Origin of the sequence: Ensifer sp. KUDG1, assembly GCF_050434285.1 — a bacterium.
In the GTDB taxonomy this organism is placed as follows: Bacteria; Pseudomonadota; Alphaproteobacteria; order Rhizobiales; family Rhizobiaceae; genus Ensifer.
The window spans coordinates 13,205-35,203 of record NZ_JBNDIG010000016.1; the positions used below are offsets into that span (position 1 = coordinate 13,205).

At 63.4% G+C, this 21,999-nt stretch carries 25 protein-coding genes; 10 read left to right on the forward strand and 15 right to left on the reverse strand.

Features of this window, described 5'->3' with window-relative positions:
* Positions 1 to 10: 10 nt before the first annotated feature.
* The 4 genes from M2267_RS28575 to M2267_RS28590 form a co-directional block, all read right to left on the reverse strand.
* Positions 11 to 601, reverse strand: a complete 591-nt coding sequence (locus tag M2267_RS28575; RefSeq protein WP_429119299.1) for a hypothetical protein — start codon at positions 599 to 601, stop codon at positions 11 to 13.
* Entirely contained in the window at positions 601 to 1,200 is a 600-nt protein-coding gene (locus M2267_RS28580) for a hypothetical protein (protein WP_429119300.1), read from the reverse strand. The genes M2267_RS28575 and M2267_RS28580 overlap by 1 nt, the downstream gene beginning before the upstream one ends.
* Positions 1,201 to 1,304: 104 nt before the next feature.
* Positions 1,305 to 2,231 (reverse strand): GNAT family N-acetyltransferase, encoded by a 927-nt coding sequence (locus M2267_RS28585; protein WP_429119301.1) that lies wholly within the window; start codon positions 2,229 to 2,231, stop codon positions 1,305 to 1,307.
* Positions 2,232 to 2,410: 179 nt separating this feature from the next.
* Entirely contained in the window at positions 2,411 to 2,914 is a 504-nt protein-coding gene (locus M2267_RS28590) for a hypothetical protein (RefSeq protein WP_429119302.1), read from the reverse strand.
* Between the two features lie 201 nt (positions 2,915 to 3,115).
* Here M2267_RS28590 and M2267_RS28595 point away from each other — a divergent pair, with 201 nt between their 5' ends.
* Positions 3,116 to 3,706 (forward strand): VOC family protein, encoded by a 591-nt coding sequence (locus M2267_RS28595; RefSeq protein ID WP_192450508.1) that lies wholly within the window; start codon positions 3,116 to 3,118, stop codon positions 3,704 to 3,706.
* 93 nt (positions 3,707 to 3,799) lie between these two features.
* Positions 3,800 to 4,492 carry a glutathione S-transferase family protein gene (locus M2267_RS28600; RefSeq protein ID WP_429119303.1) on the forward strand — a complete coding sequence of 231 codons (693 nt, stop codon included), beginning with the start codon at positions 3,800 to 3,802 and terminating at the stop codon, positions 4,490 to 4,492.
* A 16-nt stretch (positions 4,493 to 4,508) separates the two neighbouring features.
* Here the strand turns inward: M2267_RS28600 and M2267_RS28605 are convergent, their stop codons facing one another.
* From M2267_RS28605 to phnF, 3 genes are all read right to left on the reverse strand, one after another.
* Positions 4,509 to 5,135 (reverse strand): hypothetical protein, encoded by a 627-nt coding sequence (locus tag M2267_RS28605; protein ID WP_429119304.1) that lies wholly within the window; start codon positions 5,133 to 5,135, stop codon positions 4,509 to 4,511.
* A gap of 33 nt (positions 5,136 to 5,168) precedes the next feature.
* The gene (locus tag M2267_RS28610) at positions 5,169 to 6,563 is read right to left on the reverse strand and encodes a selenium-binding family protein (protein WP_429119305.1); all 1,395 of its coding nucleotides are present in this window, start codon (positions 6,561 to 6,563) and stop codon (positions 5,169 to 5,171) included.
* A gap of 170 nt (positions 6,564 to 6,733) precedes the next feature.
* The gene (gene phnF, locus M2267_RS28615) at positions 6,734 to 7,465 is read right to left on the reverse strand and encodes a phosphonate metabolism transcriptional regulator PhnF (protein WP_429119306.1); all 732 of its coding nucleotides are present in this window, start codon (positions 7,463 to 7,465) and stop codon (positions 6,734 to 6,736) included.
* 108 nt (positions 7,466 to 7,573) lie between these two features.
* Here phnF and phnG point away from each other — a divergent pair, with 108 nt between their 5' ends.
* From phnG to M2267_RS28655, 8 genes are read left to right on the forward strand one after another with little or no spacing between them, the layout of a single operon-like run.
* Entirely contained in the window at positions 7,574 to 8,041 is a 468-nt protein-coding gene (phnG, locus tag M2267_RS28620; RefSeq protein WP_043623269.1) for a phosphonate C-P lyase system protein PhnG, read from the forward strand.
* The gene (gene phnH / locus M2267_RS28625) at positions 8,041 to 8,649 is read left to right on the forward strand and encodes a phosphonate C-P lyase system protein PhnH (RefSeq protein ID WP_429119307.1); all 609 of its coding nucleotides are present in this window, start codon (positions 8,041 to 8,043) and stop codon (positions 8,647 to 8,649) included. Before phnG ends, phnH begins: the two co-directional genes overlap by 1 nt.
* A gap of 3 nt (positions 8,650 to 8,652) precedes the next feature.
* Positions 8,653 to 9,762, forward strand: coding sequence for a carbon-phosphorus lyase complex subunit PhnI (locus tag M2267_RS28630; protein WP_429119308.1), 1,110 nt, complete (start codon positions 8,653 to 8,655; stop codon positions 9,760 to 9,762).
* Positions 9,759 to 10,031 (forward strand): hypothetical protein, encoded by a 273-nt coding sequence (locus M2267_RS28635; protein ID WP_429119309.1) that lies wholly within the window; start codon positions 9,759 to 9,761, stop codon positions 10,029 to 10,031. Before M2267_RS28630 ends, M2267_RS28635 begins: the two co-directional genes overlap by 4 nt.
* Complete coding sequence (locus M2267_RS28640) at positions 10,028 to 10,906, forward strand: alpha-D-ribose 1-methylphosphonate 5-phosphate C-P-lyase PhnJ (protein WP_429119310.1); 879 nt, start codon at positions 10,028 to 10,030, stop codon at positions 10,904 to 10,906. Before M2267_RS28635 ends, M2267_RS28640 begins: the two co-directional genes overlap by 4 nt.
* Entirely contained in the window at positions 10,903 to 11,679 is a 777-nt protein-coding gene (phnK, locus tag M2267_RS28645; RefSeq protein WP_043623284.1) for a phosphonate C-P lyase system protein PhnK, read from the forward strand. Before M2267_RS28640 ends, phnK begins: the two co-directional genes overlap by 4 nt.
* A 2-nt stretch (positions 11,680 to 11,681) precedes the next feature.
* Positions 11,682 to 12,389, forward strand: coding sequence for a phosphonate C-P lyase system protein PhnL (gene phnL / locus M2267_RS28650; protein ID WP_034800087.1), 708 nt, complete (start codon positions 11,682 to 11,684; stop codon positions 12,387 to 12,389).
* Positions 12,386 to 13,000 carry a DapH/DapD/GlmU-related protein gene (locus M2267_RS28655; protein WP_043623290.1) on the forward strand — a complete coding sequence of 205 codons (615 nt, stop codon included), beginning with the start codon at positions 12,386 to 12,388 and terminating at the stop codon, positions 12,998 to 13,000. Before phnL ends, M2267_RS28655 begins: the two co-directional genes overlap by 4 nt.
* Positions 13,001 to 13,054: 54 nt before the next feature.
* Here M2267_RS28655 and M2267_RS28660 read toward each other — a convergent pair whose 3' ends face one another.
* The 8 genes from M2267_RS28660 to M2267_RS28695 all read right to left on the reverse strand — a co-directional run bounded on the left by M2267_RS28660 (position 13,055) and on the right by M2267_RS28695 (position 21,803).
* Complete coding sequence (locus tag M2267_RS28660; RefSeq protein ID WP_429119311.1) at positions 13,055 to 13,651, reverse strand: DUF922 domain-containing Zn-dependent protease; 597 nt, start codon at positions 13,649 to 13,651, stop codon at positions 13,055 to 13,057.
* Positions 13,652 to 13,836: 185 nt separating this feature from the next.
* Entirely contained in the window at positions 13,837 to 14,361 is a 525-nt protein-coding gene (locus M2267_RS28665; protein WP_034800084.1) for a DUF992 domain-containing protein, read from the reverse strand.
* Positions 14,362 to 14,700: 339 nt separating this feature from the next.
* Positions 14,701 to 16,419, reverse strand: a complete 1,719-nt coding sequence (locus M2267_RS28670) for a dihydroxyacetone kinase family protein (protein WP_429119312.1) — start codon at positions 16,417 to 16,419, stop codon at positions 14,701 to 14,703.
* Positions 16,420 to 16,432: 13 nt separating this feature from the next.
* Complete coding sequence (locus M2267_RS28675) at positions 16,433 to 17,371, reverse strand: sugar phosphate isomerase/epimerase family protein (RefSeq protein WP_429119313.1); 939 nt, start codon at positions 17,369 to 17,371, stop codon at positions 16,433 to 16,435.
* Between the two features lie 89 nt (positions 17,372 to 17,460).
* Entirely contained in the window at positions 17,461 to 18,999 is a 1,539-nt protein-coding gene (locus tag M2267_RS28680; RefSeq protein ID WP_429119314.1) for a tripartite tricarboxylate transporter permease, read from the reverse strand.
* Between the two features lie 136 nt (positions 19,000 to 19,135).
* Positions 19,136 to 19,636, reverse strand: coding sequence for a tripartite tricarboxylate transporter TctB family protein (locus tag M2267_RS28685; RefSeq protein ID WP_429119315.1), 501 nt, complete (start codon positions 19,634 to 19,636; stop codon positions 19,136 to 19,138).
* A 61-nt stretch (positions 19,637 to 19,697) separates the two neighbouring features.
* Positions 19,698 to 20,684, reverse strand: coding sequence for a Bug family tripartite tricarboxylate transporter substrate binding protein (locus M2267_RS28690; RefSeq protein ID WP_429119316.1), 987 nt, complete (start codon positions 20,682 to 20,684; stop codon positions 19,698 to 19,700).
* Between the two features lie 75 nt (positions 20,685 to 20,759).
* On the reverse strand, positions 20,760 to 21,803 hold the full coding sequence (locus tag M2267_RS28695; protein WP_429119317.1) for a 4-hydroxythreonine-4-phosphate dehydrogenase PdxA: 1,044 nt from the start codon (positions 21,801 to 21,803) through the stop codon (positions 20,760 to 20,762).
* Between the last annotated feature and the right edge of the window lie 196 nt (positions 21,804 to 21,999).

The following is a 21,999-nucleotide window of genomic DNA, read 5'->3' on the forward strand; positions in this document are numbered from 1 at the left end:
ACTGCCTCCCTCAGCGCGCGGCCAGCGTCCAGGGCGCGCCGCTGCCGCTGCGCGCAATGGTGACGGTCGGCTTGATCTCGGCCGGCTTCTTGTCGCCGAGCACAATCGAGAGTTCCTCGGCGAGCGGCGACACACGACTGCGTGCGACGAGCAGCGTGCCCTTGTCGACGGCGGCCTCGGGGAGCTCGAAGGCAAGCAGCACGGGCCTCGGCAGGCCAGGCTCGAGCCGCTCCGTCGGCAGATAGCCCGGCACGGTCGAAAACCGCTGGCTCAGTGCATAGCGCAGGCCATTGCCCGCCAGCCATTCCGCAGACATCAACGTCATCGTTTCCGTCTTGGCAACGGCCGCGCCCTCGATGATCAGCCAGACACCTGACGTGGAGTAGTCCTTGACCCGCCCGAAACTCTCGACCGTGAGCTGGCGCGCCAGATGCACATTGGCCGCGCCGAAGGCGAAGTCGCGCGTTTCCGCCCGCTCGCCGACAGCACCGTGAATGGCGATCGGCGCGGTGATGTCGCCGTAGCCGGGCGTGCTGTTTCGCATCGTATAGAGCGCGGCGATCGCAAGGCCGCAAAGCAGCAGCGTACGGAAAGCCGACATCATTGCTCCGTCGTCTCCGAGGCCTGCGTGACCGGCAATTCGACGACCGCAGCCTCACCGTCATCGAACCAATTCGGCGCGCCATAAAGATTGTCGCGCGGCTTGTAGATCTGTTTTCCGATCGCCAGCGAAAGCGTCTGCGGTTCCGGGCGGTCCGCCGGCCACTCCCAGGCCGCGACCAGTCTTTCCGGCATGTTCGGATTGATCGCACTGGCGATCCATTTGTCCCGCGCAAGGTAATAGGTGGGCTTGGGCTGCAGCGGAGCGGCGTCATCCTGGATCGTGATCAGGTTCATGAAGCCGTTGCTCGTGGCGACGGACTGGTTGTCGACTTCGAGATCCACCAGCAGGAACCGCTTCGGTTCGAACGGTTTCGTGCCGGTCGGCGGCAGGGACGACATCTGGGCGCCGTTGATGGTCACTTGCCACCGGCCCGTATCGACCGCCTGGCCTTTGCCTATGACCGGCACGGGAACCGGATTGGCTGCATCATAAACCGCCGAAGCAAAGGAAATCGCAGCCGCCGCCATGCCTCCGACACCGGTGACAAGCATGATCAGCAGGCGCTGCCTGATCTTCGATCGCCGTACGATCGGCATATGTCCTCCATCCACCCTGCAGATGTTGCAACCGGAAGATAGGAAAGTTTGTCGCGGAAATCAAAACACGCGTGTCGGAAACGGTTTCTTCGGCAGACGCGGCGTCAGAACGAAAGCTCGAATGTGGAATATCGGAGCGTTGGAACGAAGCCCTGCGTCACGTAGACCGCACGAGCGGCTGTTGCCGACGTATCCATGCTGAGAAAAACCGCGCTGCACCCTGCGGATCGCAAATCGTCCAACGTCGCCCGGACGAGCGAGGTCCCGATCTGCCGACGGCGCGCTTCGGGCGCAACGGCCAAGTACTCTAGCCGCCCGAAATCCGTGTCCGCGACCTTCAGCCAGACCGCCGCACCGAGAACGGCGTTGTCACCGTGCACATATCCAGCGTGATACCCTTCCGCCAGATATTCCCTCAACCGACCGGCGCAGTCGTCATCCCATTGAAAATGGTCTGCCAACAAAGTCGCAAGCTGAGGCAAGCGAGGATCGTCACGGCCAGTCAGTCTTTGCACGGTCCAGGCGCCACGCCCTCCCGCCTTCGGTTGACCCTCGGCAACCCAACCCATTTCCTGATTTTCGCGCCCCTCCACCCAGCCTCGGTTGAGGACGATTTCGCGCAGGTCGAGATTTGCAGCGCTGACGCAAAGCCGGAGAAAGCCAAAACGCCGGCCTGCCAGCCGCTCCATAAAAGCGAGCACGTCCTCGGTCGCGACGGCCGCTTCGTCGAACCGATAGGGTCCCACGGCAACCGCAGCCTCGCTGCGATTTATCATCGTCCTACTCCCGAGATCCTCGGGGCTATAGAGGAGACCAAAGGCGGCGACAGGCCTTCCATCCGCCGCTTCAAGGATTCTCAGTTCCCTTCGCCAGTCCAAACCGTAGAGCTTGAACTCGGCGATGAGTTCCCCCGTCGTCTTGCATCTCGGATAGGCTGTGCCGCTGTCAGGGTTGTCGAATTCGCGCTGGAGCCGCGCCTCCAGCAAGGGCAGATCCGCGCTGCGGATCGGCCTGAGCTTCAAACTGTGCATCGTTGGATATCCTCTTCAGGCACGGCTCAGCAGTGCAGGGTCTTGTCGAAGGAGACCCTCTGAGACATGGGGCTGCAGTCGCCGCGGCCTCGGACACCAGTGGCGGTTGACCGTCGTCGAACGATGAAGACTTTGCCGGCTTTTGAGGAGAGCCGCCGGCCGGTGACCGGCGAATTGGATCAGATGCGGTGAATCTGCTGCTGCCCCTCGTCGGAGACAGGAGGCCTCTTCTCAAAGGTCGCGCGAATGGACATGGGCGCGCCATCACCGCGCGACACCACCATGAACATCTGCAGTTGGCCGCCACGCCGAACGAACTGGATGCCGAAGCTTCTGCCGCCATAGGCGCCGGAAACGGTTGGCTGCCACTGTCCCTTGCCTGCGGCAAGCGGCAGGTCGGCAAAACGCTCGACGTTCGCCACGGCCTGCCAGCCATTGTTGCTGCTCACGGTCAAAAGGTCGCCGTGACGGACGATGCCGATATAGCATTTGTCGCACTGCCCGGCCGTGGAGGTCAGTTGCCGCCACTGTCCGACAAACGCATCACCATCAGCCCTGACGGGAGCAGCAGCGGAAAGAAGCAACAGGCCAGCGACGCCGGCTTTGTACAGGATCTTCATGCTTCCCTCCTCGTCGCCGACCGACAGACACAACGCGACACAGTCTTTGATTGCGTCGCACAAGAAAAACAACCAAATCGAAGGCGGTCAAGATCAGGTGGGCTCAAAGCTGTGCATTGCCCGGCCACAACACGTTCGCCGCCCGCCAATTCCCCCGTGATTGGCGCTTGCCTTCTGCCCGCGACGGGCGACAATTGCATGCGGTGGAAAGCGGGGCCAGGAGCCATTCGGCCCACATTGTCCGCCGATCCGGGGAGGCCGGCTATGCGCAAACTGCAATCGCAAGGCGTTCACCACATCACGCTTGTCGGGGCGGACCGGCAGACGTCGATCGATTTCTGGGAAGGGCTGCTCGGCATGCCCTTCATTTTCGAGCAACCGAACCTCGACCGGGCGAGCGAAAGCCACCTCTACTTCGATCCGGGCGACGGCCGCCTGATCACGGTCTTCACCGACGAGAACCGCACGCCAGATCCCGAGCGCACCCCGACCGACATGGGCTGCGTGCACCACATCGCCTTTGCCGTTTCGCGCGCGACATTCAACCAGGCCGTGGAGCGGCTCGACGAGCGAAAGATCCGGCACAGCGGCGTCAAGGATCGCGGCTTCATGGATTCGATCTACTTCGAGGATCCGCTTGGATTGCTGGTCGAATTGGCGTCCTATCGCTTCGAACCGCCTGCGGGCCACAGCCACGCCGAGGTGTTGATGGAAGCCCACAAGATCAGGATTGCGCGCGGCGACTACAACATCGCCGAGGTTCACCTTGCCGATGCGATCGAGGCGCTGGTCGAGCGCACGCGACCCACGCTTTCGCCCGATCGCCTGGCAAAAGACCCGTACGGCCGACGCTAGCATCGGTCGGCGCAGGGAAAGGCCGCTCGATTTGCGCAGGTGGCTCAAGCAAGAGCAGCACCTGCCGAATGGCGCTAAAAAGGGAGGAATGCCATGTCCGCAATCCAGCTCAACGTCATCAAGCCCAGCGTCAACAACATGACGGCGCGCGTGTTTCTCAGGGCAGCCAATCTCGATTTCAGCGAAAACGACGTCTACGGCCAGACGCGCACGCCCGAATATCTGGCCCGAGCGCCCTCGCACCTGACACCGATGATCGAGACGGCGGACCTGCCCAAGGGCGCGCTTTGGGAAAGCTGCGCGATCATGCAGTACCTCTGCAACAAACATGGGTTGGATGACTTCTACCCGAGGGAACCAGAGGCACGCGCGATGATCGACAGCGCCATGTTCTATCTAATCGGCACGTTCTATCCCTATCTCGCCCGCGCAACCTATCCGGCGCTGAACTTTCCGCTTTACGCGGGCGAAGTCGGCTGCAGCGATGCCGATGCGGAGACGAAGGAGATCGCCCGTCAGGCGGCGGTTGCAGCCCTTGCCGAACCGCTCGAGGTATTCCGCACGTTCTACATCGGGGACAAGCCGTTCATCGGGAGTGCCAAGCCTTCGATCGCCGATATCCGGCTCGCCGCAACGCTCGAGTTCCTGGCCGCGATCGACTATGAGCTGCCGGACTGGGCAAAGACCTACATGGCGAACATCGAACGAACGCTCGGACCTGCCTATGCCGAGCCCGCCGCCGATGTCCGTGGCTATATCGGCTATGTGAAATCGCAGCGTCAGTAGGCGGCTGCCTTGCGCTTCATTGGATGAGAAGAACGACGCCGGTTGCCCCGAGTGCGAGCGACCAAAGACGATCGAAATTGATCCAGGCCGAACGCAGGACCGCAAGATCGAACCAGGAGAAGACGGCAAGCGCCAGCGCGGCGGTCACCGTCAACATCGCGATGCTATGCACCGCGACGGCCGCGAGCGAGATCGGCAGCGAACTTGCCATCGCCAGGTCGCCTGCGTGACCTGCAAGACAGAGGCTGAGCACCGCCGGCACCAGCATGAGGCCGGCCCCGTGGCTCGTCGCCATCAGGAAGGACCAGAGCGCAAGTCCCGCCATGCCAGCCCGCATCCCGATCCGGACGCGATGGCGATGGCCATAGATGGCGGTGTAGCCGGCGGCGCCGAGAATGAGCACCGCCGCAGCGATCCTGAAGGTGTTCGGATCGAGCACCGAGCCGAATGCTGCGAACACCGCCAGCACGGTCGCGACCGAGATCGCGTGACCGACCGCAATGGGTGCCAGGGACAGCCAGACGACCCGGCTGCTCTGGCGATGAAGCCCGAGTGCCACGGCGAACAACCAGCCCATCGCAGGATTGAGGCCGTGAAAGGCGCCGAGGCCGGCGAGCGAGAGCCATGGCCAGACCGCCGTCATTCCTCGTGACCGGGCTGCACTGCGCCCTCCTCCTCACGGATAACAATAGGAATCGGACGAGCAGTCGCCACCTTCGAGGCGAACCTGATGCGGACGATGGCCCTTCGGCCAGTCGACAAAGAACTTCTCGTCGAAGGCTATTCCGCCACTATCGGCGACATCGAGCTTGACCATCCAACCGTCGATGCCTTCGGGATAGAACTGCGGGTCGATGGCGCCATAGAGCGAGTTGGTGAAATAGACCCGCTTGCCGTCGCGGCTGATCTCGACCATCTGCGGCCCGCCGTTCAGCGCGCCGTTTTTCGCCTTCGGATGGCTGGCACGCGAAACGATGCCACCGATCCTGACCCGCCCCGTTTCCTTCGGTGCGAAGGGGTCGGAGACGTCGTACTGGATCATGTCGCCGGTGCCCCAGCAGGAAACGTAAAGGAACCGGTCGTCCATCGAGAGATCGATGTCGGTGACGAGCGGCGCGACCGCACTGAAGCCTTTCAGCACCGGCGGCAGCAGATCCGGATCGGCCGGTTCTGCCGGGATCTCGATCACCTTTTTGACCGCCCATTTGTCGCCGTCGCGATACCAGGTCCAGATCGACGCCGAGAGATCCTTGAGGCTGATGACGCAGCCAACGAAACCATAGGCCTTGGTCGGGTCGTGCGCCGGGCGCAGTTCGAAGACGAGCTGGTGTTCCTCGCCAAAATCGATCTCCTGCACGTGCTTGCGCTTGTGCAGGTCCCAGAAATGCAAGCGCCGGCCGTACTTCGAACCAAGCAGCACCTCGGGAACCAACCCGTTCTCGAACGTATCGGGCGTGCCCCATTCGCTTGTTATCATCGTGTCGTGGCCGAGATGCCACCAGAAATCATAGGCGAGCTTCTGCGGCCCACGGTCCATTTCCCATTGGCCAAGAACGTCGAAGCTCTGATGGTCGAGCAGGAAGATGCCGCCGGGCGCCTTGCCGTCGCGATCGGCAAGCGCGTTGACGTAGATGCCCTCAGGCCCGCAATGGGTGGTGTGCAGCCGCGAATAGTTCGCCTTCTCGGCGATTTCGGCGGGCTCGATCACCCGCACGATCTTCGGATTGCGCGGATCCGGCTTGGTGTCGATGATGTGCAGACGCGAGGAGCGCAGGCCCGGCACCACCAGGTAGCGGCGCTCGACATGCGGATGCGGCGCGTTGGGGCACAGGCACGAAGAGCAGGCGTTCCAGCCGAAATGATGCAACTCGTCGCCGACATTCGGCATCTCGACCTGCCCGACGATCTGCGAATAACTCGAGGACGTCGGATCGACGTCGACGACGGCGATTGCATCCGGCCGCCTTCGCTCCGGATCGAACGCCGCCACATAGGCGAGCGTCTCCTTTGGAGCCTTGGCCGCCATGCGCGGTGATGGATAGAAGGAAGGATCGGGTCGCCACGTCGCCATTGCCATTCTCCCCCAAGAGAAGTCCCGAATGCGCGGTTCCTGATGCAGGCTCCGGTCATGCGGCAAAAACGCGTCGGAAATGCGGCCCTTGCCTTATTTCCTGACGGGGAACGGAACGCTTCTGGTTGGATGAGACGGGACCGCGACCAGCAGAGGTCGGTTTAGAGACCTCACGTCTCGATCCGCAGCTTCATCCGGTCAGCGGCAAAACGGCTACGGGAATACTCGATCGGTTTGCCGTCGAGATCGGCGTTGATCGACTGGGCTTCGAGCACGATTGCGCCGGGCGAGAGCTTCAGCATCGAAAGCTCCTCGGCGTCGGCATGCCGGGCGACGATCTCCGTCGAGGCGCGTACGTAATCATCCAGGCCTTGGGCTGCAAAGGCCTTGGTGACGGAGTGCAGCCGTTCGAATTCCTCGGCCATGCGCGGAAAGCGATGCGCCGGATAGTAGCTCGACGACACCGACAGCGGCCGCCCGTCGCCACTGCTGACGGTCCTGAGCTCGATCACCGGCTCTCCGAGGGCAATAGCAAGCGCCTTTGCGACCTCTCCGGTCGCCGGCAGTTCGGCATGGCCGAGCAGCCGCGTGCCGATCTCCTTCACCTGGTGCCCGAGACCTTGCGAGAAGCGCGTGCGCTTCGAGATCGGGTAACTCACCCGTTCCTTGCGCTCGATCATCGTGCCGCGCCCCTGGACGGCGCGCACCAGACCCTCTTCGGCGAGCGCCGCCAGAGCGCTTCTGACCGTGTGCCGGTTGACGCCGAACTCACCGGCAAGCACCGTTTCCGGCGGCACCATGCCGGTCGCATCATAATCGCCATTGCTGATTGCCAGGCGGATCCGGTCGGCGATCTGCCGCCAGAGGGCGACGCCGGTCTGGCGCTCCACCACTTTTCGCATCGCCGTATCTTTTCGCATTGGCATGTCACAAGCCTGTCATTTGCGGACGTTATGAAAAAGTATAAGATGTATAGTTGTCTAGATCAATAGACATTTGAGGTGAAGATTATGGATGCGAAGCTGAAACAGGAAAGCCCGCCGGATCCGGCGCGCAAGAAGGCCATGGGGCTGCTCGCCCGCGCAACCCTCGACGAGCTCAACGCCGCCTGGGAAGCGCTTGCCGACAAGCCGGACGTTCATCCGGTCCGCGGTCCTGAAACCGGCCTTGTCATGGTGCGCGGCCGAATCGGTGGCGGCGGCGACGCCTTCAATCTCGGAGAAGCCACCGTTTCGCGTGCCACAATCCGCCTTTCGACTGGCGAGATCGGCCACGGGCAGTTGCTCGGCACGGACCGGCAGCGCGCGCGGCTCGCGGCCATCTTTGACGCCCTTGCCCAACGTGATGGCGACAGGGTGGGCGTCGAGGCCCTGCTTGGCCGCGTGGCCGACCGGCTTGCCCAGGAAGAACGCCGAAAGGCGGAGGAGACCGCGGCCACCCGCGTCGACTTTTTCACCATGGTCCGGGGAGACGACTGATGGCCAGCCAATCGCAGATTTATGCCGGCGCCTTTGCCGATCCGGTCTTTGCAGCCCAGTCCGTCTTCCGTGACCTGATGGATGGCTTTGCACGTCCGGGCACGATCAAGCGCCTTGGCGCGACCAGCACGCCCCCCGTTCCGCTCGCTGCGGCCGCCGGCGCCGTGGCGCTGACCTTGTGCGACCATGACACCCCCGTCTGGCTGACGCCGGCGCTTTCCAAATCGGCCGTTCCGCAGTGGATCGCCTTCCACACGGGTGCTCCACTTACCACCAGCAAGACCGACGCGCGCTTTGCCTTCATCGAAAAGGGCGCAGCCTTCCCCGGTTTCGACCAGTTCTCGCTCGGCACGCAGGAATATCCGGACCGCTCGACGACGCTCGTCATCGAAGTCGAGGCGCTGACCGGCGGGCCGGTGCTGACCGCCAAGGGCCCCGGTATCAAGGACGTAACGGACGTTGCGGTGAAGGGGCTGCCGGACGTCTTCCTTGAATTCTGGACGGCCAATCGCGCGATTTTTCCGCGCGGCGTCGATCTCGTGCTGACGGCCGGCGACAAGCTCGTCTGCCTGCCGCGCACCACCCGTCTTTCGCTCAAGGAGGCGTGAGCCATGTATGTAGCCGTCAAGGGCGGGGAAGCCGCCATTGCCAATGCCCACCGCCTTCTCGCCGATCGCCGCCGCGGCGACCGCAATCTTCCCTCTATCACCATCGACCAGGTGGTCGAGCAACTCGGCCTTGCCGTCGATCGGGTGATGGCGGAAGCCTCGCTCTACGACCGCACGCTCGCAGCGCTTGCCGTGCGCCAGGCGCGCGGCGATATGATCGAAGCGATCTTCATCCTGCGCGCATACCGCACGACGCTGCCGCGCTTCGGCTATTCCGAGCCAGTCGATACCGCCAACATGAAGGTTGAGCGCCGCGTTTCGGCGACCTACAAGGATCTGCCGGGCGGTCAGCTGCTGGGCCCGACCTTTGACTACACCCACCGCCTGCTCGACCCGTCGCTCATCGCTGACGAGGCTGTCGAAGAACCGGCGGTCAAGGAGCCCGGCGAACACGTGATGCGCGTTTCCGACATTCTCGACGGCGAAGGCCTGATCGAGGGTGACGGCCAGATGCCCGAAGGCCACGTCATGGGTGACCTCACCCGCGAGCCGATGGAGTTTCCGATGGCCCGGGACCTCCGCCTGCAGGCGCTCGCCCGCGGTGACGAAGGCTTCCTGCTGGCGCTCGCCTATTCCACCCAGCGTGGCTACGGCCGCACCCATCCCTTCGTCGGCGAAGTCCGCATCGGCGAAGTGGAGGTCGAGCTCGACCTGCCGGAACTCGGCTTTGCCGTCTCGCTCGGCTCGATCCGCGTCACCGAATGCCAGATGGTCAACCAGTTTATGGGCTCTGCCAAGCAGCCGCCGCAGTTCACCCGCGGTTATGGCCTCGTCTTCGGCCAGAGCGAACGCAAGGCGATGTCGATGTCGCTGGTCGACCGGGCACTGCGGACCGACGAATTCAATGAGGACATCGTCGCCCCCGCCCAGGACCAGGAATTCGTCATCTCGCACGCCGACAACGTCCAGGCGACGGGCTTCGTCGAGCACCTGAAGTTGCCGCACTATGTCGACTTCCAGGCCGAACTCGACCTCGTCCGCCGTATGCGCCGCGACTACGACGCCGCGAATTCGGGCGAGGCGTCGAAGGAACAGCGGGAGGCGGCCGAATGATCGGATTTTTCTCCAGTCTTAACGGCTCAGTCGCCGCCACCGTCCCCGCCGCCGCAATCGCTGCCATCACCGGCATGGACGCCACCGGCGTGGCCCCCGCCGTCGTTGTTGTGCGCTCGGCTGTCCGGTTCTCGCGCCTCCCGGCGGGCAATGCCGAACAGGCCTGCGACCGCGGAACACACCACGAAGATTCCAACCACCCAAACGAAAATCTCGCTCAAATCCTGACCCCATCAGCGGTCGACACACTCAAGGGTAATCGGCGATGAACGACCTTGCTACCTATAATTTCGCCTATCTGGACGAACAGACGAAGCGGATGATCCGTCGCGCGATCCTGAAGGCGATCGCTATTCCCGGCTATCAAGTGCCCTTCGCCTCCCGCGAAATGCCGATGCCCTATGGCTGGGGCACCGGCGGCGTCCAGGTGACCGCCTCGATCCTCGGACCGCAGGACGTGCTGAAGGTCATCGACCAGGGCGCCGACGACACCACCAATGCCGTCTCGATCCGCGCCTTCTTCCAGAAGGTCGCCGACGTTGCCGTCACCACCCGGACGAAAGAGGCGACGATCATCCAGACGCGCCACCGCATCCCGGAGGAGAAGCTCTCCGAGGGTCAGACACTCGTCTACCAGGTGCCGATTCCGGAACCCTTGCGCTTCCTTGAGCCGCGCGAGACCGAGACGCGCAAGATGCATGCACTCGAGGAATACGGGCTGATGCATGTGAAGCTCTACGAGGACATTGCCCGCAACGGCCATATCGCGACGACCTACGCCTATCCGGTCAAGGTCGAGGGTCGCTACGTGATGGACCCGTCGCCGACGCCGAAGTTCGACAATCCGAAGATGCACATGTCGGAAGCCCTCCAGCTCTTCGGCGCTGGCCGCGAAAAGCGGATCTATGCCGTGCCGCCCTATACCGAAGTCGTCAGCCTCGATTTCGACGACCATCCCTTCGAGATCCAAACGTTCGACAAGCCCTGCGCGCTCTGCGGCGCAGAGGACGTCTATCTCGACGAGGTGATCCTCGACGACAAGGGCGGACGCATGTTCGTCTGCTCCGACACCGATCATTGCGAAGACCGCCGCGCCTGCGGCCATGCAGGTCACATGCTTGCCCGAAAGGAAGCCGCAGAATGAGTACGCTCCCGCTTCTGAAAGTGAACGACGTCTCGAAGTTCTACGGAAGCCGCATCGGCTGCCGCAACGTTTCCTTCGAGCTCTATGCGGGCGAAGTGCTCGCCATCGTCGGCGAATCCGGCTCGGGCAAGACGACACTTCTGTCGTGCCTCTCGACCCGTCTGATGCCGACCTCCGGCATCGTCGAGTACCACATGCGCGACGGTCAGTACCGTGACCTCGCCCGCATGGGCGAAGCCGAGCGCCGCTTCCTGATGCGTACCGACTGGGGCTTCGTGCACCAGAACCCGGCCGACGGCCTGCGCATGACCGTGTCTGCCGGCGCCAATGTCGGCGAGCGGTTGATGGCCGTCGGCGATCGCCACTACGGCAATATCCGCGCCACCGCCAGCGACTGGCTGGAACGGGTTGAAATCGGCATCGACCGCATCGACGACCAGCCGCGCGCCTTCTCGGGCGGCATGCGCCAGCGCCTACAGATCGCCCGAAACCTCGTCACCTCCCCTCGCCTCGTCTTCATGGATGAGCCGACCGGCGGCCTCGACGTTTCGGTTCAGGCACGCCTGCTCGATCTGGTGCGTGGTCTCGTGCATGACCTCGGCCTTGCCGCCATCATCGTCACCCACGACCTCGCCGTCGCCCGTCTCCTCTCGCACCGCATGATGGTGATGAAGGATGGCGCCGTCATCGAACAGGGGCTGACCGACCGCGTGCTCGACGATCCGCGCGAGCCCTACACCCAGCTTCTCGTCTCCTCGATTTTGCAGGTCTGATCATGGCTACGCCCCTTGTTGTTTCCGAAGTTGCAAAAAGCTTCACCATGCACCTGCGCGACGGCATCCGCCGGCCGGTCGTCGCCAACGTCTCCTTCTCGGTGAAGGCGGGCGAATGCGTCGTTCTCGGCGGCCCCTCCGGCGTCGGCAAGAGCTCGATCCTGAAAATGCTCTACGGCAATTATGGCGTCGACGAAGGCCAGATCCTGATGGATCACGACGGCAAGCTGGTGAACCTCGCAACCGCCGAGCCGCGCACCGTGCTTGAAGTCCGGCGCACCACGCTCGGCTATGTCAGCCAGTTCCTGCGCGTCGTGCCGCGCGTCTCCTCGCTCGACATCGTCGCCGAGCCGCTGCAGGCTCGTGGCATGCCGCTCGAAGAGGCCCGCACCCATGCGGCCGAACTGCTGAACAAGCTGAACCTGCCGCGCGAACTCTGGAGCCTGCCGCCGGCAACCTTCTCCGGCGGCGAGCAGCAGCGCGTCAACATCGCCCGCGGCTTCATCACCGACCACAAGATCCTTCTGCTCGATGAGCCGACCGCTTCGCTCGATGCGAAGAACCGGGCGGTCGTGGTCGAGCTGATCGCCGAGAAAAAGGCCAAGGGCACGGCCCTGATCGGCATCTTCCACGACGAAGAAGTGCGCGACGCGGTTGCCGACCGCATCCTCGACGTTTCGGCCTTCTCGCCCAGAAAGGCTGCCGCATGAGCCAGAAGCTCGGGCTCGAGCCCTTCATCCACCCGACGGCGAGCGTCAACAATTCGACGCTCGGCCGCTATACCGAAGTGCAGGAGCGCTCGCGGCTCGACGAGGTCGAGTTCGGCGACTACTCCTACATCATGCAGGACGGCTCTATCTGGTGCGCGACGATCGGCAAGTTCGTCAACATTGCCGCTGCCGTGCGCATCAACGCCACCAACCACCCGACCTGGCGCGCGACACTGCACCACTTCACCTATCGCGCACCGAACTACTGGGATGATACCGAACTCGACCACGACCTCTTCGCCTGGCGGCGGTCGAACCGGGTGACGATCGGCCATGACGTCTGGATCGGCCACGGCGCCACAATTCTGCCGGGCGTCACCGTCGGCAACGGCGCCGTCATTGGTGCCGGTGCGGTGGTCTCGAAGGACGTCGCGCCCTACACCATCGTCGGCGGCGTCCCGGCGAAGCTCATCCGCGACCGTTTCAACGAAGGCGTCGGCGAGCGCATGGACGCGCTTTCCTGGTGGGATTGGGACCACCAGCGCCTGCGCCGCGCACTCGACGACTTCCGCGAGTTGACGGCCGAGGAATTTTTGGTGCGTTACGCCTGAGTGATACGGCGCCGGGCAGAGGTTCGGCGCCTTTTCGAACTGAGAACGCGGCGGTTACGGCCCGTTCACCAGCCTCAGGATCAACTGGTGAATGTTGCCGCCATCCGTCAGTTCCACCTGGTCGAAATCGCGGCTGCGCTGGCGTTGCGCCTGCGAGAGCGCACCCAGACGCTCGGTCATGACTGTCCTGATCTTGCGGCATTTCGGATCGTCGGGAACGGTCAGCCCCAACGTTGCCTGCTCGATCGCGTGCACCATCTCCTTGATGAAGTCACCATGTACGAGCTCGTGCTTGCGTACGCCGTCGATGAAGACGTCCCAGTTTTCGCGCGTGCCTGAAGGCAGCGGCTTTGCCGGTTTCGGCAGGGTGTAGGTGATGATCAGCTTCGGTTTTGCCACCGTCAGCACGCAGGCGCCGCCCTGCTCTTCGTATTTTCGCGTCCAGGTCAGCTTGAAGTTGGTGTGGGCGATCGCCCTGCCGATACCAGCCTTGGGGCCGCGCTCGCCGATCGAGGCATAGAGCTCCGCGCCCGTCTGTCCGTTGACGGTGTAGAGCGCTTCCTTTTCGACCGCTTGCCATTCCGCCGAGGCGGTGTGCGGCGCACTTGCGAGACAAAGGGCAATCAGCCCAAAGCAAAGGCTTCTGTTCAATCCGGTCCCTCGACATTCGCTCTTATGGCGCCAACTCCCGCTGGTCTTCCTTAACCGCGAATCGGAGGATGGCAACAGCGCAAAATACAAAGGCACCGCACGCTCGTCTGAGTGTGCGGTGCCTTTGTTGTCATATGCGTCCCGTCGAGCCAGCCATGGGAGGAGCAGCGGCCCGCCGCCGGACGTTAGTTGACGGCCGTCAGCGTCATCGACGTGCCGGTTGCGGCCAGGTTGAGGCCGATCTGACCGGTCACGCTGATCGTCTGCAGGTGGATCGACCCAGAGGTGCCGCCGACGAGGATGTTGGCACCGATACCGGCGCCGACGGTCGCTTCCGCGGTTGCACCCTGATAGAGGCCGCCGAGCGAGCCGCGGTGGTAGCCGGCGGTCGGGGCGAACACGGCCCAGATCAGGCGGCTTTGCGTCGTGAAGCCGACATCGACGCCCATCTTGCGGATGGCGCCCGAATAGTGGTCGGACGCTTCGGCGCCCATGGTCGAGCGGAAGACGCAATCGACTTCCTTGGCCGACCCGAGCACATAGCCGACACCGCCGGCGATATTGCAGTCGAGGTAGCCGATCTTGACGCCATTGCTGGTGTCGGGCTCAGGCTGCGGTTGAACTGTCGCGAGATCGGCTGCGTTTGCGGCGATCGCGCCAGCGAGAACCAGAGACGCTGCGGACACCTTCACGGCAAAACTCTTTTTCATTCTTGTCTCCTTCTCGGAACGTCAGAAATGATTGTCATTTGACCGGCGGCACGCGAACTCAAAAACATAGCGCACGCTGCAGGAAAACAAAGCCATAGCCCGCGATCGGGCAATTCCGTGGCAAGCTTTTAGCAGATGATAAAATTGGTCGGGTTTCCCCAACAATGACTGCAGATAGTGTTGAAAAAGCCACGAAAGGCGGGGCTTGAGCCTTCTGCCAACGCGTTCTGGCGCGACATCGTGTGACGGCGGCGCCGAACGGCGCAGAGGGAGGCGGTCACATCGGGAGAGGTTTCCGATCGGGCGGCGACGCCGCCCGATCGGAGGAGACAATTAATCTCAGGCCTTTGCGGCCTGCGCCAGCACATCGGCGGCAACGCGAGCCGTCAGCGCCAGCGAAACGGCGCCAGCGTCCGGATGGCCGATGCTCTTTTCGGCGAGCGGCCGTGCACGGCCGAGCTTCGGCGTCAGGCTGGACGTGGCTTCGGCCGCTTCGGTCGCAGCCTTTGCCGCCGCCTGCCATGCCTCGATCAGCGGCTTTCCGGCGGCAAACTCGCGCTCGAGGGTCTCGACGAAAGGCACCAGCGCATCGACCAGCGTCTTGTCGCCGATACGCGCGCGGCCCAGGCGGGTCACGCCATCGAGCGCACGGCGGGCGCCGTCGACAATAGCGGCATCGCTCGGGGCTGCATCATCGTTGAAGGCATTGCTCCAGGCGCGCAGCAGCAGGCCCCAGATCGCGCCCGACGTGCCGCCGGCCCGGTCCGCCCAGGCATCGCCCGCGACCGCCAGCACGCTGGCGGCACCTGCGCCGGCAGCCACAGCGGCCTTTGCCGCTTCGTCGGCCGCCGCCGAACCGCGGCGCATACCCTGTCCGTGGTCGCCGTCACCGGCAAAGGCGTCGATGCGACCAAGCTCGTCTTCCGCCTGCTTCAGCGCTTCGGCCATTTCGCCGATCAGCCGCGCAATGCACACGCCGCTCTGACGGGAAGCCTCGGAAGCCGGCGCGAAGGAGATCGCTTCGTCATCGTCCTTGAGCGTATCGGTCGCGGGTTCCGTGGCGATGATTGCGCCTTTGCGCAGCGCCGGCGCATCGCAGGCAGCGCGCCAGTAGGTCTCGAGCTCGTCGTTCAGCCACATCAGCGTCAGCGAGCAACCCTGCATGTCGAGGCTGGTGACGAATTCACCGCATTCCGGATCGACGATCTCGAGGCCGGCCGCCTTCAGTTCCTTTTCGATCGCGACCCAAAGCACGAAGAGTTCTTCATACTTGGTCGAGCCGAGGCCGTTCAGAAGCGGTGCGACCTTGCTCACGTCGGCCGGCCGCTCGGCAAGCAGCTTGCCGACGAGCAGCTTGGCGAATTCTGTCGCCGAAACCATCTTCTCTTCGCGGATGCCCGGTTCGCCGTGGATACCGAGACCAAGCGCCATCTCGCCCTTCGGCACGGTGAAGAGCGGTCCCTTGGCGCCCGGAAGCGTGCAGCCACCGAAAGCAACGCCGAAGGAGACGGTGCGGTCGTTGGCAAGACGGGTGACGCGCTCGACCTCATCGAGATTGAGGCCCGCTTCGGCAGCAGCCCCAGCAACCTTGAAGACCACGAGGTCGCCGGCGATGCCGCGGCGCTCGGCCGGCGTTTCAGCCGACGCGCTGGCGACGTCATCCGTCACCGGCACGATGCGCACGTCGATGCCTTCGGCCCGCAGGCGCTCGGCGGCAACGCCGAAATTCAAGACGTCGCCGGCATAGTTGCCGAAGCCAAGCAACACGCCGCCGCCCTGGTCGGCCACCCGGCAGACGCGGGCAACGGCCGCCGTTGACGGCGAGGCAAAGACATCGCCTGCCACGGCGGCATCCGCCATACCCGGGCCGACATAGCCGGCAAAGGCCGGATAGTGGCCGGAGCCGCCGCCAACGACGACGGCGACCTTGCCCTTCGGCACCTTGGTCGAGCGCACGACCCCGCCCTTCACGAGACGGACGTTGCGCGCGTAGATCGAGCTGAATCCGGCAAGCGCGGTGGTCGCAAATTCTTCCGGTGCGTCAAAGATTGTGGTCATCGCGTCTCTTCCCTTAGTCGCGAGGCAGGATACGCCTCAGATAGTCCCGATTGGCGGCGCTGACGGAGAGCCCGTCGCCACCGTAATGCTCGCAGAGGAACGGGCTGTCGAAGCCATGCGCCAAGGCCATGCGAATCGCCGCCCGATAGTTGATGACGCCGAACTCCAGCGGCGCCGGATGAGTAACCACCAGGCCCGAGGTCTCATCCTCGGTGCGGTAGTAGTTCTTGACGTGCCAGTATTTGGCAAAGGGTGCAACCTTGGCCATCATCGGCTGCCAGTGCTCCACCGGACGGTGAAGGCGCACGAGATTGCCGAGGTCGGCATTGATGCCGACGTTCGAAAGGCCGACATCGGTGACGAAGCGCACAGCGCTATCGGCCGAGCCGATATAGGTGTCCTCGTACATTTCGAGCGCGAGCTCGATGCCGAGTTCCTCGGCATGGCGACCGAGTTCGCGGATGCGCTGAACCGCTTGTCTCCAGATTGCCGGATCTTCCGGGTTCTTGACGCCATCGACGGTCCAGAACCAGAGCGCCTTCTTCTGGGCGTCGGTCAAGGGCCCGAAGAAGCCGAAGGAGACCGAGCCCGCGCCGATCGCCGCGGCCGTGTCGATGACCCGATGCCCATAGGCGAGATATTCGTCGCCATGTTCCGGATCGATGACGCTACGACGCGCCGTCGAGATTGCAGGCATGGAAAGGCCGAGGTCTCGCGTCAGCTTGACGAAGTCATCCCGGCGCGAGGCCGACAGATCGGCGAGCCGGATCCAGCTGTCGGTGGGGTCGAGCTCGGTGAAGCCGGCGTCGACGACATCGGCAAGCGTTTCTGCCCATTGTTCGACCGACTGATCCTGAACGGAGCTGCCGTCTGCTAGCACGTTCGGATACTGGATCATCGCGGCCGCGATCGGCCAGGTTTCACGGGTCCATTTGCGCGATGGCTTCGCCATGGTTTTCCTCACTCATTCTTGCGACGCAGTCCCGAAGGGGGCCCGCGCCGCGTTTTTCCGATGCGCTCGTTTGGGGTGCGGCGGCTCCGTCAAGCCGCCGCGCTGCCGTCGCCATGCGGCGTGGCCGCATCTTGCTTGCGCTTGCGGGTGAGGCCGATCAGCCCGAAGACAAGCGGCGACAGCAGAAGGGCAAGAGCAAGCGCCATCAGAGAGGAAACCAGCGGGTTTGACCAGAAGATGTTCAGGGTGCCGCCGGATAGAAGCATCGACTGGCGGAAGGCGTCCTCAGCCTTGTCGCCGAGCACCATGGCCAGAACCAGCGGCGCCAGCGGGTAGTCGAGCTTCTTGAAGACATAGCCGAGCACACCGAAGCCGATGACCATGAAGATATCAGAGACCGAATTCGCCACCTGATAGGCGCCGGAGAAGATGACGGCGACGATGATCGGGCCGATGATCGCAAAGGGCACGCGCAGGATCGAGGCGTAGAGCGGCACGGTGGCGATCACCAGGAAGACGGCGACGACGTTGCCGAGATACATGGACGCGATCAGGCCCCAGACGAAGTCCGGCCGCTCGGTAAAGAGCATCGGGCCGGGGGTCAGGCCCCAGATCATCAGGCCGCCCATCATGACGGCAGCCGTTGCCGAGCCGGGAACGCCGAGCGCCAGCATCGGCAGCAGCGCCGAGGTACCGGCCGAGTGGTCGGCGGTCTCGGGTGCAACGACGCCGCGCGGGTCGCCCTTGCCGAACTTCGACTTGTCACGGGCCGAGCGGCGGGCAACGCCGTAGCTCATGAAGGAGGCCGCGGTCGGGCCGGCGGGCGTGATGCCCATCCAGATGCCGATGATCGTCGAGCGCAGGATCGTGAACCAGTAGCGCGGGATCTCGACCAGCGTGCGGCCGATCTCGACGAGCTTGACGCGCGCCTTGATGCCTTCGAAGCGCAGGCCTTCTTCCGTCGTCAGCAGCAGTTCGCCGATGCCGAAGAGACCCATGACCGCGATCAGGAAGCTGACGCCCTTGATCAGGCTCGGGATATCGAAGGTCAGGCGCAGGTCGCCCGAGATCGTGTCCATGCCGACGGATGCAAGCGCAAAACCGAGCATCATCGAGACGAGCGTCTTGAAGGGTGATTGCGCGCCCATCGAGATGAAGCTTGCAAAGGCCAGGAAATAGACCGCGAAATATTCCGGCGACGAGAACCGCAGCGCGAAGTTCGCGACCCAACCGGAAAGCAGCGTGATCATCACGACGCCGGCCAGCGCACCGATGCCGGCGGAAACGAAGGCGAGCGTCAGAGCCCGGCTCGCCTGCCCGGCCTTGGCCATGGGGTAGCCGTCGAACGTGGTCGCCACCGACGAGGGTTCGCCGGGAATGTTGAACAGGATCGATGTGGTCGATCCGCCGAAGAGTGCGCCCCAGTACATGCAGGAGAGCAGGATGATGGCGGAGATGGGATCCATCGAGAACGTCAGCGGCAAAAGCAGCGAAACGCCGTTCGGCGCGCCGAGGCCGGGCAGCACGCCGACCAGAATGCCGAGCGTGACGCCGATCATCATCAGCAGGATATGGTTCCAGCTGAGGATGTGGCCGAAGCCATCGATCAGAAGACCGATATTTTCCATGTCATTCCTCCCGGGGCTTAAAGCGCGTCACGATCCTTGAGGTCCGCTCCCTGCGCTTTAAGTCTTTGATTTTTTGCTTGTCGTTAGCGCAAGAGCGCCGTGCGCGCTTGCGCGACATGCCCTTGGGCGGTCGGGATCAATACATCCCGAACCAGTGCTCGATCGGTCCCTTGAGCAGCGGAACCTTGAAACCGAACTCGAAAATGATGAAGAAAAACAGCGAAACGGCGATACCCGACGGCAACGCGATCCACCATTTGTAGCGCCCCTGGAAGAGCATCGTTCCGGCGATATAGAGCGCCGTGCCAACGTAAAGGCCGAGCCAGGCGGATACGCCGGCAAAGGCGACCAGCGGCAGCAGGAACGACGTCACCACCTTGGCGCGGTGGCCGTCGATGAAGATCTCGCCGGACCCGCGATGTTTCACGAGGGCGTGGATCGCATTGGCGACGCTTCCGAGAAGGATCAGAAGGCCGACATAGAAGGGAAAATAGCCGGCTTCGGGACCGAATTCCGTCCAGCCCGCGCCGATATCGAGAGATCCGTAGCAGACCGCAGCACCGAAGGCGCCGGTCAGCGCGGCAACACCAAGCTCAACCGCGAAGCGGGAGACCCCATTCGCACCGTTCTCGCTCATGATCGTGACCTTTCAAAGCGAATGACGGGCGCCGGATGGCACCCGTCCCGATCGTCGCCTGTTAGTTGGCGAGCCAACCTTCGCGCTTCAGCACTTCGCCGACAGCAGCGCCGTCCATCTCGATGGCGGCCTTGAAGTCGTCGCCGGCGATGTAGGCGGGCGACTGCGACGTGTCGGTCAGGTACTTCGCCCATTCCGGCGTTTCCGAAACCTTGCGCATCAGGTCGGCATAGAACTTGACCACGTCCTGGTCAACGCCAGCCGGCAGCCAGACGGTGCGCGGCATCGAGTAGTTGTCGATGGCGATGCCCGATTCCTTGCAGGTCGGAATGTCGCTCCAGCCCTTGTCGCCAGCAACCTTGGCGTCGTTGGTGAGCTTGACGCTCTTGAAGACGCAAAGCGGCTTGACCATGCCGGCCTGCCACTGACCGAGGTTTTCGCTCGGGTTGTTGACGTTGGCGTCGAGGTGCTCGCCGGCGAGCTGGACGGCTGCTTCGCCGCCGCTCTTGAACGGGATGTAGTTGATCGTCGCGCCGGTCGCCTCGTTGATCATCGAGGTCAAGATCTGGTCGACGTCCTTCGACTGGCTGCCGCCGATCTTCAGGCCGCCTTCCTTCGCCTTGGCGGCAAAGTCGGCTGCGGTGTTGTAGGACGCCTTGCCGTTGACCCAGAGGATGAACTCGTCGGAGGCAAGCGCTGCAACCGGGGTCAGGTCTTCGATCTTGTACGGAACCTTGGCACGGACCGGCAGGAGGTAGGCGTTGTTCGTGCCGAAGGTGAGCTTGTAGGCATCGCCCTTGTTGGTCGCCGTGTAGACGAAGCCTTCGGCGCCACCCGCGCTGCCCTTGTTGGTGACGACGACCGGAGCCTTCATCAGCTCGTACTTGCCGATGATCGCCTGGATCGTGCGCGCGAAGATGTCGGTGCCGCCGCCGGGACCGGCGGTGACGACGAATTCAACCGGACGGTCGGGCTCGAAAGCGGCGGCCGGAGCGGCAACGCCGAAAACGGCTGCCATGATGCATGCGATGGATACGGTATTCTTCATGCGGGTCCTCCCGTTTATGTGGTTCTGCGGCGCAAGACCTCCTCCTGCGCCGTTATTGCTTGAAAGCGTGCGAAATCAGGCAGCAGCCTCGAGAGCCGCCTTTTTCTTCGCCATGCGCACGGCCAGAAGCAGCGCTTCGCGGCTGGCGCCGACGTCGGCAATGCCCTTGCCGGCGATGTCGTAGGCAGTGCCGTGAGCCGGCGTGCACAGCGGGAACGGCAGGCCGCCCATCATCGTCACGCCCTTGTCAAAGCCGATCAGCTTCATCGCGATCTGGCCCTGGTCGTGGTACATGGTCATGACGGCGTTGTAGCCTTCCTTCAGCGCACGGCCGAAGACCGTGTCGGCCGGGAACGGGCCATCGACGTTGAAGCCGAGCGCTTTGGCCTTTTCGACGGCCGGCTCGATGATGTCGATCTCTTCCATGCCGAAGCTGCCGCCGTCGCCGGCGTGCGGGTTGAGACCGGCAACAGCGATCTTCGCCTCGCTGTAGCCTGCTTCCTTGAGGCAGTTCTGGGTCAGTTCGAGCTCGGCAAGGATCGCCTCGACCGAAAGATTGTCGGCCACTTCCTTGATCGGGATGTGCGAGGTGACGCGGGCGTTCCAGACCTTCTCGAGAACGTTGAATTCACGGATCTTGCCGGTGAAGCTCAGGACGTCGGAAACGAAACGGATCTCGTCGTCGTAGCCCGGATAGGCAAAGCGCATCGCCTTCTTGTTGAAGGGCGTGAAGCACACCGCCTCCGCCTTCCCGGCATGCGCCAGCTCGAGCGCTGCGCGGAAGTTGCGGGTCGCAAAGGTGCCGCCCGCAAGCGTCGCCTCGCCGCGAACGACGTCGGCCGGATCGAGATGACCGAGGTCGACGAAAACATGCCGCTCGGTTCCGGCGGCATCGAGGCCTTCCAGGGTCGAGGACGCGAGGTCGAGTGTAACGCCGGCAATGCGCGCGCCTTCATCGAGGATGCGGCGATCGCCGATCGTGATGATGTGGGCAGCCTCGCGAATATCGGAAAGCGCCAGCAGCTTTGCCGTGAGTTCCGGGCTGATGCCGGCCGGATCGCCCATAGCGAGCGCGATGACAGGACGCGCGCCGGTAGCGGCTACACCGTTGGTCGTCATGAGAGATGTCCTCCACTTCATTCTTTCGAAAGCCGTCATACGTTATTCAAAATTCTGCATCAAGTCTTTTGTATTCTGTATGCAGCATTTTCTGTTGACGATATCGGAGCCCGTCTCCATGCTTTAATGAGACAGCGCTGATTCAATTGGCGCGAACGGGAACAGACGGCCGACACTTCAGTCGCCAGATGCAGAA

Bases quoted from the DNA above. Each gene is read 5' to 3' on its own strand.
- M2267_RS28680 (WP_429119314.1), bottom strand. From the start codon at position 18,999: ATGGAAAATATCGGTCTTCTGATCGATGGCTTCGGCCACATCCTCAGC.
- phnL (WP_034800087.1), top strand. From the start codon at position 11,682: ATGGCTACGCCCCTTGTTGTTTCCGAAGTTGCAAAAAGCTTCACCATG.
- M2267_RS28610 (WP_429119305.1), bottom strand. From the start codon at position 6,563: ATGGCGACGTGGCGACCCGATCCTTCCTTCTATCCATCACCGCGCATG.
- phnF (WP_429119306.1), bottom strand. From the start codon at position 7,465: ATGCGAAAAGTGGTGGAGCGCCAGACCGGCGTCGCCCTCTGGCGGCAG.
- M2267_RS28655 (WP_043623290.1), top strand. From the start codon at position 12,386: ATGAGCCAGAAGCTCGGGCTCGAGCCCTTCATCCACCCGACGGCGAGC.
- M2267_RS28585 (WP_429119301.1), bottom strand. From the start codon at position 2,231: ATGCACAGTTTGAAGCTCAGGCCGATCCGCAGCGCGGATCTGCCCTTG.
- M2267_RS28580 (WP_429119300.1), bottom strand. From the start codon at position 1,200: ATGCCGATCGTACGGCGATCGAAGATCAGGCAGCGCCTGCTGATCATG.
- M2267_RS28640 (WP_429119310.1), top strand. From the start codon at position 10,028: ATGAACGACCTTGCTACCTATAATTTCGCCTATCTGGACGAACAGACG.
- M2267_RS28635 (WP_429119309.1), top strand. From the start codon at position 9,759: ATGATCGGATTTTTCTCCAGTCTTAACGGCTCAGTCGCCGCCACCGTC.
- M2267_RS28600 (WP_429119303.1), top strand. From the start codon at position 3,800: ATGTCCGCAATCCAGCTCAACGTCATCAAGCCCAGCGTCAACAACATG.
- phnG (WP_043623269.1), top strand. From the start codon at position 7,574: ATGGATGCGAAGCTGAAACAGGAAAGCCCGCCGGATCCGGCGCGCAAG.
- phnH (WP_429119307.1), top strand. From the start codon at position 8,041: ATGGCCAGCCAATCGCAGATTTATGCCGGCGCCTTTGCCGATCCGGTC.
- M2267_RS28595 (WP_192450508.1), top strand. From the start codon at position 3,116: ATGCGCAAACTGCAATCGCAAGGCGTTCACCACATCACGCTTGTCGGG.
- M2267_RS28675 (WP_429119313.1), bottom strand. From the start codon at position 17,371: ATGGCGAAGCCATCGCGCAAATGGACCCGTGAAACCTGGCCGATCGCG.
- M2267_RS28575 (WP_429119299.1), bottom strand. From the start codon at position 601: ATGTCGGCTTTCCGTACGCTGCTGCTTTGCGGCCTTGCGATCGCCGCG.
- M2267_RS28630 (WP_429119308.1), top strand. From the start codon at position 8,653: ATGTATGTAGCCGTCAAGGGCGGGGAAGCCGCCATTGCCAATGCCCAC.
- M2267_RS28670 (WP_429119312.1), bottom strand. From the start codon at position 16,419: ATGACCACAATCTTTGACGCACCGGAAGAATTTGCGACCACCGCGCTT.
- phnK (WP_043623284.1), top strand. From the start codon at position 10,903: ATGAGTACGCTCCCGCTTCTGAAAGTGAACGACGTCTCGAAGTTCTAC.
- M2267_RS28605 (WP_429119304.1), bottom strand. From the start codon at position 5,135: ATGACGGCGGTCTGGCCATGGCTCTCGCTCGCCGGCCTCGGCGCCTTT.
- M2267_RS28690 (WP_429119316.1), bottom strand. From the start codon at position 20,684: ATGAAGAATACCGTATCCATCGCATGCATCATGGCAGCCGTTTTCGGC.
- M2267_RS28685 (WP_429119315.1), bottom strand. From the start codon at position 19,636: ATGAGCGAGAACGGTGCGAATGGGGTCTCCCGCTTCGCGGTTGAGCTT.
- M2267_RS28665 (WP_034800084.1), bottom strand. From the start codon at position 14,361: ATGAAAAAGAGTTTTGCCGTGAAGGTGTCCGCAGCGTCTCTGGTTCTC.
- M2267_RS28695 (WP_429119317.1), bottom strand. From the start codon at position 21,803: ATGACGACCAACGGTGTAGCCGCTACCGGCGCGCGTCCTGTCATCGCG.